This window comes from Acinetobacter sp. 1566109 (assembly GCF_000582255.1).
GTDB classification, from domain to species: Bacteria; Pseudomonadota; Gammaproteobacteria; order Pseudomonadales; family Moraxellaceae; genus Acinetobacter; species Acinetobacter nosocomialis.
Map to the genome: position 1 here is coordinate 1 of NZ_JEYB01000087.1, position 11,879 is coordinate 11,879.

At 36.6% G+C, this 11,879-nt stretch carries 11 protein-coding genes; 7 read left to right on the forward strand and 4 right to left on the reverse strand.

The window, feature by feature from the left end; genetic code table 11:
• On the reverse strand, positions 1-1,704 hold a 1,704-nt coding region (locus tag J582_RS23345; RefSeq protein WP_050674861.1), incomplete at its 3' end, for a hypothetical protein.
• Positions 1,704-2,381: a hypothetical protein gene (locus J582_RS23350; RefSeq protein ID WP_005092539.1), complete on the reverse strand. Its 678-nt coding sequence runs from the start codon at positions 2,379-2,381 to the stop codon at positions 1,704-1,706. The genes J582_RS23350 and J582_RS23345, both read right to left, overlap by 1 nt.
• A gap of 206 nt (positions 2,382-2,587) precedes the next feature.
• Here J582_RS23350 and J582_RS27550 point away from each other — a divergent pair, with 206 nt between their 5' ends.
• Positions 2,588-2,836 (forward strand): hypothetical protein, encoded by a 249-nt coding sequence (locus J582_RS27550; protein ID WP_080632793.1) that lies wholly within the window; start codon positions 2,588-2,590, stop codon positions 2,834-2,836.
• 69 nt (positions 2,837-2,905) lie between these two features.
• Here the strand turns inward: J582_RS27550 and J582_RS23355 are convergent, their stop codons facing one another.
• Entirely contained in the window at positions 2,906-3,220 is a 315-nt protein-coding gene (locus tag J582_RS23355; protein ID WP_005092537.1) for a hypothetical protein, read from the reverse strand.
• Between the two features lie 100 nt (positions 3,221-3,320).
• Complete coding sequence (locus J582_RS0105320) at positions 3,321-3,650, reverse strand: DUF4236 domain-containing protein (protein WP_005092535.1); 330 nt, start codon at positions 3,648-3,650, stop codon at positions 3,321-3,323.
• A 151-nt stretch (positions 3,651-3,801) separates the two neighbouring features.
• Between J582_RS0105320 and J582_RS23360 the strand changes: the two genes are divergently transcribed.
• From J582_RS23360 to J582_RS23385, 6 genes are all read left to right on the forward strand, one after another.
• Positions 3,802-4,392, forward strand: a complete 591-nt coding sequence (locus J582_RS23360) for a class I SAM-dependent methyltransferase (RefSeq protein WP_005092533.1) — start codon at positions 3,802-3,804, stop codon at positions 4,390-4,392.
• A gap of 2 nt (positions 4,393-4,394) precedes the next feature.
• Positions 4,395-5,456 carry an HNH endonuclease gene (locus J582_RS23365; RefSeq protein ID WP_032048696.1) on the forward strand — a complete coding sequence of 354 codons (1,062 nt, stop codon included), beginning with the start codon at positions 4,395-4,397 and terminating at the stop codon, positions 5,454-5,456.
• A 41-nt stretch (positions 5,457-5,497) separates the two neighbouring features.
• Positions 5,498-7,564 carry an anti-phage ZorAB system protein ZorA gene (gene zorA / locus J582_RS23370; RefSeq protein ID WP_032048698.1) on the forward strand — a complete coding sequence of 689 codons (2,067 nt, stop codon included), beginning with the start codon at positions 5,498-5,500 and terminating at the stop codon, positions 7,562-7,564.
• Between the two features lie 18 nt (positions 7,565-7,582).
• On the forward strand, positions 7,583-8,314 hold the full coding sequence (gene zorB1, locus J582_RS23375) for a type I Zorya anti-phage system protein ZorB1 (RefSeq protein ID WP_005092521.1): 732 nt from the start codon (positions 7,583-7,585) through the stop codon (positions 8,312-8,314).
• Between the two features lie 5 nt (positions 8,315-8,319).
• Positions 8,320-9,720, forward strand: coding sequence for an EH signature domain-containing protein (locus J582_RS23380; RefSeq protein ID WP_032048699.1), 1,401 nt, complete (start codon positions 8,320-8,322; stop codon positions 9,718-9,720).
• Positions 9,721-9,729: 9 nt separating this feature from the next.
• The coding region (locus J582_RS23385) for a DEAD/DEAH box helicase (protein WP_032048700.1) at positions 9,730-11,879 on the forward strand (2,150 nt) is incomplete at its 3' end.

Below are 11,879 nucleotides of genomic sequence, written 5' to 3' on the forward strand. Positions count from 1 at the left end.
CATCCATATGTTGTAGTGGTTGTATATAGCAATCAGATCGTCTTCAGCTTGTGAAAAAATATTAAATTTCAATACAGCAAAAATCTCTGTAATGACCTGTGGTTTTGGAGCCTTACGACTACCAAAATGAATTATTGAATCAGGGAGCGAAGGTACACAACTTTCATATGTGTTTGATACATCTGCACAAAGTGATTTTAGAATATCAACATATTGTGCATGTAATCGTGGAATATTCTGATGACAATAAGAAACAGATGATGACTGATTGGCATCAATCCCTGTGATTAAATCTGCGAGTTGTTTATTCCCTGTTTTTGCAAGAACCGTATAATGCAGTAGAGAACTCACCTTTACGACAGACAGTTTTGGAATCAATAATTCTTGTCTTAATTTGCGTAAATATTGCTGTATATCATCGAAACTAACCGAATCCATTTTGCGGAGATCCTCAATGAATAGATTCGGGATTGGAATGTCTAAATAGATCGTCTGATTAAGCAAGCTGTTTGAATACTCAAAATCACGGTTCTCAAATACATTAAATTTACTGCTTAAGAAGAACTGATCATTTTTATGGATCAATTTTTGGCGGTTATTTAAGTTTTTAGCTCGCTTGCTTTGTATATATAGCCACTCATTCACACTGTTGCCTGTTAAAAATGCGAGCATCAGGATCAAAGCACTTTTATTTTGATGTTCAGAGTAGTCCACATGAAGTCTTTTCAGTAGATGGTTCACGCTAGATGGATTGGGAAAAAAACTACTCGACGTGAGTAAATGTTCTTTGCGTTGAATATGTTTTGCCACAAGCGGTAGAACATAGCTTTGACTCGTTTCTGAATGTGCTGCGAGTGGTGTGACGTCAGTTGGATTGACAACAATTTGCCGATTAATCGGCTCATCGATTGAGGTTTCTATATTCAGTGCTTTAGATTTAGCCCCTTTTTTGATTTCGATACTTTCTTCAATGAATTGTTCTTCATCAAGAAACTGATGTTGAAGCTGCGTATCGATACTTGCACGTGCAATCTTCGCTTTGTTTTTTAAAACATAGTTAAAAGTAATGCGAATATCATTGAGTAGATTGCGATCAAACTCAGGCAATTCATCCGTATCTAATGTGATCAGATGTTGAATAAATTGCTCTAAGCTCAGCGTTAGATCTTTAAGATAGACATTCCAGAGGCGTTTATATTCTTCTGTATTATGATATTTTTTTTCAGTATCTAAATTTTTATTTGCAGTCCTAAAGCGCTGGAATAAGCGCTTTACGGTATTGAAGTGTTCGGCGTGCGCTTGTTTAAAAAGATCTGGCTTGAGCTCAGGAAGAGCAATTAAATAAATTGCTGCTTTTAAAACTAGAATATTCCAGGTTAAGGCATTTTCTTCTGACTTTGCTAATTGTGCAATTGAGTTTACATACCAAGTAACGGGTGTTGCACTAACAGTATGTTTTCGAGAGGAGACTAAGGCAGCGGGTCTAGCAACAACAGAATTGGTTTGTAGATCAAAATCTAATAGATCGAGGTTCAGCTCCTTCAGATATTGATCATTGGGGTGTGAAGTCAGTAAATCAGCAATATATTGAATATGTTCTGCACGGTTGAACTGCTCGTCACCAAAGAGTTTTTCCAGTGTCTGTTTTAATGATACCCGCGGAATATCAGCAGCATTTTGATGGTTTGGGTTATATTCTGACATTATGCTTTCCATAGCTGATCTGGCGTGAGAACGAAGTCCACATTGTTTAAAAGTTGTTGCACAATTCCACTGGTTTGTTGCAGTTGATCAAAAATCTTCTGTCTTTGCCGGTTTATAACTTTATTTCGATAATTCAGCTGATTTCGTGTGAATGAGAGTAGTTTTGCTAGCAGGTCTAAGCTCATAGTACGGTGAGGTTTGAAAGAATTTTCTTTGTTTAAAGCCAAGATAACTTCATATGAGATATGTGCATTGATCAGCGATTGCATTTTTGCAGGATTCATTCGATCCAGATCATGGTGATAAGAGGCCAGAAATCTCATGAATTCCAAACTTGCCTCTTTTTTTAATAGCTCAATTTTGTCCTCATCTTGAGGAAAAGAATGTATGAGTAAGTTGATATTCTTAGGTGTGTTTTTAGACCAATATAAGTACCACTGACAGCTATTCGCGATGGTATAGCCAGATCTATTTGGATCTTTCCAAACGCGGATATAAGTGTGAGAAGTTACTGTCAATATTGATAGATCAACTTTTAAGGATTTTAAAGCCTCTTGATAGCAAAGATAAATTCCAAAAAAATCAGGGTGTATACTGATTTGGATTTTATTAAAATTTTTGCACAACAAGTTTTTAGGTGCGCCAAATTTTTCATTGAAATCAATAGCGGTTTCCATAATCCTTCATAAGTGTAAAAAATAATCAATTGAATATTCTTATAATTTTTTGAAATATTAAACAAGATTGATCTACCCTATATTTTGTGTATATTTACAAACTATATACAATATATTGTGATTTTTTTATATTTTTAAGAACGGGGTCACAACTTATAGCAATGCTATTTATTTTAAAACTAAGAGGTTCTTAATATAGAAAACAACTGAAACAGGTAGAAGTCGTTACAGATGCTGTATGTGATATATGCAACCAATCAACGAAACTGGAGTTTGGCACTTTATCGGCGCATTGGGGCTATGGTTCCAAGCATGACGGGGAAAGATATGAATTGCAGTTATGTGAGAAATATTTCTTTTATGCCTTAGCGACATTAAGAAAAGAGCGAGCAGATGAGTTTGTGTTTGATGAAAATTTTGACCCTTCGACCCTAGAGGGGTTAGGCTTGAAGTGAACCTATCATCACGATAGGTTCTAAGAATCCAGAAAATACTGATTCATATCCACGCTAGCAGCTTCATTTTTAATGGCGAGTAAGGGATTCAGGAAAAATATTTTTCTTTGCTTCGAGGTCACTGAGTTCGGAAAATGCTTGAATACCGCCTGCGGCTTTAATTCCATCTATAGCAACAGATAGAGCTTCCTGATCTGACGGGAATGTTTCATCCCATACCGTAGAAGTACCATTTTGGTTTACCACTTCCAGTGTCCAGTTACTATCAGGTAATCGATAAATGAGAATTTCAACTTGCTCATTATCCTCTTGTAAAATTTGAGACAAGGGAGAATCGATTAAATCATTTTCATCATAATCCAGAGTACTGTCATTATCAGACATCAGCGGCAGCCTTTATTATATTTAACATCCGTCCATAGTAATAAATGAATTAAATTTTGCCTAGCGGAATGAATGTTATGGGTGCAAAGAATGGCTAAATTTAAAAAATAATTGCCCCGACAATAAAACAAAATAATCCAAAAATTACCCAAATCCAGACATTCGACCTAGGTTGCTCCGTATCTGATGTATAGAGCGGTTGTTGTTCCTGAGCAGGATTTTCTTGGTTGCCAACTCTGTTTTTATAGGGTTGGTGCTTGGAATAGGATAGGCCTGTGCCAGGAATACCAACGCTGGTTCGGGTGCCTTTTTTGCCAATATTTAAAGAAGCACCAGGTTTGCCAATGCTTGCACTGCTGATGCCTTTATGCGTCAGATTGATTTTTAATCCAGGTAATATTTTAATACTCTTGCGAAATCTGAAGCCCATATTTTTTCCATTTACAAGAACCAGTTTGGTTTCTATCTGAGTTGTCCGGATACAGTGAAATAAGAGTTTGATTCATTCATAGGACTGATTATTTGACTTATCTAGTGAAATATCAGTATGTTCTTTAACATAAGATATTGGCTTTTAGACAATGAATCAAACATCAAATTATTACAATCAACATGCTCAAGCATTTTTTGAAAATACCTATCAGGTTGAGATGGAAAGTCTTTACGCACCATTTCTAAGATATTTGCCCGAACAGGCATTGATCCTGGATTTGGGCTGTGGCTCGGGGCGGGACACTTTGGCATTTAAGAAAAAAGGCTATCAAGTTGAGGCAATTGATTATTCTGCCGAGCTGGTTGAAAAGGCGAGAGAGCTGACAGGCATCAATGTACGTCAGCAAAGTTTTTATGAGCTGAATGAAGTAGCTAAGTATGATGGTATTTGGGCCTGTGCTTCTCTTTTGCACTGTGAAAGAGATCGCCTGACTGAAGTGCTGGCGCGCATATTTAAAGCATTAAAGCCAAATGGTGTGTGTTATATGTCTTTTAAATATGGCGATACAGACCGTGAGAAAGAAGGGCGCAGCTTTACTGACTTGAATGAGCAGCAAGCTTACGACTTACTCAAACAAATAGATCAGGCTTTACTGTTACAGCAATGGATTACTGTAGATAAACGTCCAGACCGTACAGAAGATTGGCTTAATATTCTGATTAGAAAAGTGCAGGCTTAGATATGTTATTCAGTATAGCCGAAATACCAACCCCTCAAGAACAGTTAAAATTCTTGAAGCATATTCAGCAGATATTGCAGTCAGGGACTTTTACTTCGACATATAAGTTTGCTTTGCTGATAAGTATCACGCGTCTGGCGATTGAACAGGGTCAAGATACCGGCGCTGTGTTGCATTTGGACTATCAGGATATTGCTGAAAAGTTTATTGACCTGTACTGGAAACAGTCAATGCCGTTTCAGTTTAACCAGTACGAGCCTTTTACTATTCATCAAAGTACTGGTAAGCAGGCAAAGATCATCAGTGAAATTCAGAATGCACAGCAACAATTCAAGACCTTGGCCGCGTTGAGAAAGGATGTACTTTACTGGAACAGGTTGAAGCGAGCAGTTGCAACAACGGTAAAGCAAATGCCGGTGGTATATTTGCAGAATCTGAATGGTCAAACGGTAGAATTTCTTTATTGCCTTGAAGACTCTAAACAGTCCCTCAACTTGTTGCCCAAGGTGATGTATTGCTTAAGACAATTTAGTGAAATCATTGAAGAGTTATGCCAGAAGCGCTGGATTGATTTTGTTCGGCTGAATAAGCAGAATCTGGTTGTATTAGATGGGTTACCTGACCTAGATGAATTCATGTTTGCTCCAAGTCGTAATCAATTGGGGCAGGTCGCGGACTTCTTAATTGACTTACAGCAATGCCAGTGTTTTTACTGTGGAAAAAGTCTCAAAAATTCAAAATATGCCGTGGATCATTTTATTCCTTGGTCTTTATATCCTGCCGATACCGGGCATAACTTTGTTCTGGCGGACGACAAATGTAATTCACAGAAAAGTAATTATCTGGCATCCGAGCGATTCCTAGATCAATGGAGAGAACGTAATCATCTGCATGATCAATCTATTGTTCAGGAAATTTCCCAATTGGGTTTTTTGACCGATCTGCAGCGTTCACATCGGGTTGCAGACTGGGCGTATAAGCAGGCAATAGAGAATAAGTATTTAGTTTGGTTGGGGGGGAAAGAGAAGAAGATACTATCCCATCCAATAACTGCTATATTTTGACTATATTTATTTTATAAATTTTCTAATTATTCGGGGTAAATATGAATTGGTTGGTTTGGGCTGAATTTCTGCAGAGTTACTATATCATTCCTTTTGGTATGTTCATTTTAGTAACATATATTGGTTACAGATTTTATTTAAAGTATATAACACCTGCTAAAAATCTTAATACACAATTAGAGTCAGCAATCAGTGCTTTAAAAAAGGTTGAAGAACATTCTGGTTTCAATAAAAATTCACTAGATTCAATATTTGAAAATGGTACTCCTTTAAAACATGCTTGGTTGAATTACAAAAATTCTTTTCATGACATCTATGAAACTGTAGATGGAGAAGATGTTCTAGTTTCCTCACGTGCAACGGTATCAAGTGATGTATTTTTTTCACAAGCTGTCATTGTGGATACCCCTTTAAGAGTTGAGTTTTATAAGCACTTGCCAGGTATTATCACTGGTGTAGGTATTATTGCTACATTTGCTGGCCTTCTATTTGGATTATTAGCTTTTGATCCCGCAGGCGATCCAGCAAAAGTTCAAGACAGTTTAGGCTTGTTATTAGGTGGGGTAAGTGAAGCATTCATGGCTTCTGCACTTGCGATAGGGACTGCAATGATTATCACTTGGCGCGAAAAATCGTGGTTGCGTCAGTGTTATGAACAGTTAGAAATTTTAACGACAGAAATTGATAAGCTTTTTGAAACTGATTCCACTGGAGAGGAGTATCTAGCTAAATTATTAAAATCCTCTCAGGCAAACGAAACCAATGCTCGTCAATTAAAAGATAGCCTTGTTAATGACTTAAAAGTCATGATGACGAATTTGGTTGAGGAAAATAAAAAGAATCAGATTGCTTTTGCTACACATTTAAGTGAAAGCTATGCGAAATCAAGTCAGGATATGGCGACTCAGATTGGTCAATCTATTACGGATACCTTGCAAGCACCTCTAGATAAAATTGCGTCTAGCGTACAACAAGTGAGTGGTGACCAAGGTTCAGCCGTCCAAGAACTCATGACTGATGTGCTTACAGCCTTTATGAGTAAATTGGAGTCTACGTTCGGCAGTCAAATGACGGGCATGAATGAGATGATGACTCAATCAGTATCTGCTATGAAGGAAATGCAATTAGGTTTCTCTCAATTACTGACAGATATGAAAATTAATAGTGAAACTTCGACGAAAACATTAGAAATACAGATGTCGAAAATGATTGAAGATATTCAACAAAAACAAAATGAGATGACTGATCAAATGAATTTAATGGTGGATCATTTATCTCAAGGTGCCGCAAAAATTGGAGAACAAGGTCAACATGCGATTGAGCAGTTAAATGGCAAAGTCTCGGAGTTGATGGGGAATCTAGGCGGAACGATGTCTGAGTTAATGTCAGATGTCACGAAACAGCGTATGGAACAAGATCGTGTGATTCTAGAAAATCAGCAAAAACTGCACGAACAATCATCTACATTAATTGATAATTTAGGAACTGAAATTAAAGATTTGATTGCACACAGTCAAAATGCGGTCCAAGTATATAAAGAAAATATTCAGAAATTATCTCAAGTGACAACGGATAGTATTACGGGTATGAATAACGGTGCTGAAAAAATGCGCTTAGCTTCTGAACAGTTTAATACTGCGGGCAGTTCTTTGATTACAGTGACTGATAAGACATCACAGCTAATTGCAGAAGTAAGTACCACCTCTACGCATTTGACCAGCGCAAGCAGCAATTTAATCTCTCTATTAAAAGACTATAAAGACTCACAAGAGAGTGTTAAACAGGCAATCAGTACTTTAGACGGTTTAATTAAACAAGCTCAAGCCGAAGTTGGTATGAGTAGTGAAATGCTGAAAGATATGAATCAGATGACAACTGCACTCAATCAAGTGAAGAAAGAAATGCAGGATTATCTTGAGCAAGTCAGTGATGTGTTGGTGAAAAGCTTTGAGAGTTTTGGTTCCTCTGTAGAAACCAGCTTAAATCATTCTTTAGGTGCTTTTGATAATACACTTGATCAAGCTGTAAAACGCCTTGCAACGGGTGTAGAAGGCTTGGGTAGTTTTGTAGAAGATCTGGAAGATCTCGTACAACAAAAGAAAAACTAATTTTGGGGTACATGATTAATGTTAGGTAACAGGTACTCTAAGAAACCACGTTCTAAAGATGAAGGTGAAAAACCTTTTTGGATTTCATTTGCTGATTTAATGACAGCATTAATGACCTTGTTTTTAGTCGTAATGGCTGTGTCATTAATGGTCGTAACGAAAAAAATCAATGAAGCAACTCAAGCTGAAAATCAACGTAGTTCAGAGATTATGGATATTTGTACTAGTATTCAAAATGATGCCGCGTTGAAAAACAAGATTATTGCTGTTGATTGTAAGGACAATCGTATCAACTTTGGAGAAGCTGGTCGGTTTGGCCATAATGACTACCGGTTAAATGCAGCAGGTGTAGAGGCATTAAATACGTTAGTACCAATTGTTTTAAATGCTGCTAATAGTGAAAATGGAAAAAAATGGTTTAAACAAATTGTGATTGAAGGGTTCACCGATACGGATGGTTCATATCTCTATAACTTAAACTTAAGTTTACGTCGTTCAGAATGGGTCATGTGCAGTTTACTTGATCCAAAATTTAGTCATGGGTTAAGTCTGAGTGATGCACAAAAGAACCAAGTTAAACAACTGTTTTTGGCCGGTGGGGTCTCTTTTAATTCAGCTAAGGATAGTAAAGAAGCCTCACGTCGTGTTGAGCTACGGATGCAATTCTATGGTTTAAAAGAAAAAGAGAACGCTGAGCCGCAACCCCATTTTGTTTCAGCGCCTGTTGAAACATGCCAATTGACACGGTGATAGTGATGAGTATTGCGAATCTGAAACGTCGTCTTGAAGAAAAAATAAGTGTATTTTCTGAACCAACTCATATACAGACTAAATTTGTTAGACCTCAGCGTTTAATGAAAACATTGTCTATTATTGAGCATAAACTCGATGATCTTGAAAATGAACAACCATTAGAAGAAAAAATTATCAAAGCAGTTCTAAAACTTGAACAACACGGGTTTGATGGGCTGACTAAACGAGATTGGAAAAATTTGGCTTGGTCTCTCAGTAAAAAACTGCCCAATTATGAAGAAAAACTTTTATTCACACCTGTAGGTGTAAGATTAATTGATTATTTCAACCAATTGGGAATTGACCAACTCCAGTTTGTTTATTTTCCATTGTTATATAGCTATTTTTCCTTTCAAGCAAAGGAATTAGAAAAACAACCTGATAGCTGGGTTCAGTTAAGAAATATATTAAATACGAACAAATCTTTGGTATTTAAAAATTCGACTCGACTAAAAAAATGGATGACGACTCTTATAGATAATTCAGAGGTTTTAACCACAGAACCTACGAAAAAATTTGTACGTGAATTTTTACAAGATAATGATGAAAACAGAGTTGCTAATCAATTAGAAAGTTTAAGAATAGCTTCGGGTAGTTGGTTTTGGGATGATTTGATTCGATCTGCAATTAAGTCGATCAAGACAATGAAAGAGGATGAGTATTTTCAAATTATCCCACGCTTTTTAGTATTGCTTGAAAAAAATAAAATATATACGACGGATATTTTAGCTGCGCTTCTAGAACGTTATGCAGGTACTTCTCAGAGAGAGAAAGTACATGAGGTACTAAAACATCTAGCATTGGATCAGTGGGGAAATCCTCAATATGAATCATCAGCTGGATGGAATAACGTGAATGCAGACACCAAAAAAATGGTGATACAGTGGTTTGTTCGTGCGGATCTAGAGGCTTTCTTTAGATTGTTTAGCCGTACAGCTGATGTAGATCGTTTCAATTACTGGATTAAGTTTATTGATAAGATATCATTTTCCCAGATTTTTCTAGGACCAGCAGCATCTAGATCTAGTTTAAACGAACATCGAAAATTTAGAGAAGCCAATAGAGGGAGATTAAAAAGGCTTGTTGGATCTACCCAAACAAATAATGCCTTTATGTTAAAAATAGATAATATATATGTGTTTGATTTTTCTGATACTGGTAATGCTTGTTATATTTTAAATAAAATTCCCTATGATCAGAGACTTTTAGATATTCATATTCAGACACTTAAACCTTGGGGGCAGTCATTGACACTAATTCACAGACCTGGTTGGCAAAGACGATTTGATGAGAAACTTGCTGAATTGGGCATCTTCTCCAGTCAAGCAAATAATTCTATTTCAGGATATAGAAAGCGATATTAAGAGATAATTATGAAATTAGCATTCTGGAAAAAGAAAAAAAATACTGAATCTGTTGCGGAAGATAACTTAGTGGCGAGTATAAAGCCTTTACAATATGATGAGGTGGGATTGATTTATCCTTATCAACAGAATGCTAAAAATGATGCTGATTTTTATTGGGAAAGTCTAGAAGAAGAAGATATCGCGTATCTCTTGGATGAGCAGTATATATTGCCATGGGAGGAGATGTTTCAGCTTCAGCAAGATCCCGAACATAGTAACGTACTTAATTTACTCAACTTACCCAGTCCAACGAATTTACATCCAGTGATTCGTAGTGAGGGAGGATTAAGTGATCCTGATTTTAAAATCATTCTAGATGGATGGTGTGATCAAAATAGGATTAAGTCTAAAGGTCTAATTAAACGAATAGGTGCCGTACTGAATGTTGATGGTCAAGAATATTTACTGAATGATACGACTTGGCAGCTTGTAGAAAAAGTTAAAGAATTTGCTCGTGTTTCAAATAAAGATAATAAGCTGAATCAAAAGTATTGGGCTCAAATACGAAGTTTAGCTAATCGAAGCCAGGCAAATTTAGATGAGTTTCTTCGTAAGACCGTTGTACTTGCACCTGAAAAATTACAATTAAATCTACGTAAGAATTTGATTAGTCAGGAATCAGTTGTAGAAGTACAGCCCGACTTTGATGAGGCACCGTCAAATTGGTTGCAAACTTTTGATCACTATAATCAGGTACAAGATCAATATAGCATTAGCCTACCAGATGGTGGAGTCGCTCATGTAGTCATTGATCCTCAAGTCAAAAATGTACTGAGTGAAATTAAAAAGATGCCGAATAGGCGTGTATCTGGTGAACGCGCTCAAACATTTTTGCATAACCCCTTCGCGCAATTAGGAGATGATGCCACAGAGGTCATCTCTCCTGAAGGTTTTGAAAAATCAAAGCAAGATGCAGAAATCTTTAGTTACAGCTTACAGATAGATAAATTTTATAATGAGTTAGGACATTATGTTTCTGCTCAATTAACTCTCAACGAAAATTCGGGCCGTGAACAACAACCGATTCTGTTAGAACTTTCTAATTTAGAGCAAACAAAATATTTTATTACTGCCTATGAAAAGCCATCACCAATTTTCATGTGGGCGGGTTATACAATTGATAAAACAAGTTATTTAGATCATCAGGTTCAAGAATTAAAAAGTGATCTAACAGAAATCCAAAAATATGAAGATGAGTTACAAGCACAGCAAGTTTTAGATCTATCCAATTACAGTGATCGGGTTATTGGTATTGGTGAGGCACAAAAACTAAACTCTGAGTTTATTCAAAGAGACAGTGGTGAATCAGAGTGGTTGCCACAGCATCTCATTGAGTTGGAGCAACAATTCCAGGATCGCTTCTCCGATGAGGCAATAGAATTGCTTGAACAGCGTATCAAACAGGCTGAGCAAGAAGGTAAAGATCAGGTTCTAATTCCTAATGCAAATACTGAAGTCTCAGTAGATGACGCTAAAAAATTATTAAATAGTCTGAGTGATTCAAATAGAAAAGAACCTATTGAAACATTAGAAGAATCTACGGTTAATTTACAGAAAAAAAAGAAAGATACATTACTCATTGCGAATAACATTGATAAAGCTGAGTTTACTAAACAACGAGCAGATCAATTGGTTTTTGATGAGAAGAACCATCCCCCAGCTAGATTGCCTTCAAGTTTCAGAAGTCAGGAATTCGGTTTAAAACCGCATCAGGAGTACGGAGTTGCATGGTTGCAGAATCTACATCAATATGCACCGGAACAGGTAAGTGGCTGCCTTTTAGCAGACGATATGGGATTGGGGAAGACCCTGCAATTGTTGTGCTTTATTGGTGAATACTTAGAAAATGCAAAAGATAAAAAACCAGTTTTAGTGGTTGCTCCAGTTTCATTGTTAGAAAATTGGGAGGCAGAAGCAAATCGGTTCTTCAGTGCTAAATTTGCTAAGATCCTAAGTCTATATGGTGAAAATTTAAAAGATCGAAAAATTCCCAAGCATTTAATATCTGCTCAATTAAGAGATGATCATGGTATTACGCATTTGCTTGAAGAAGATTGGCGAGGTGATGCGGATATTGTCCTCACAACCTATGAAACGATGCGTGATCTAGAGTTTTC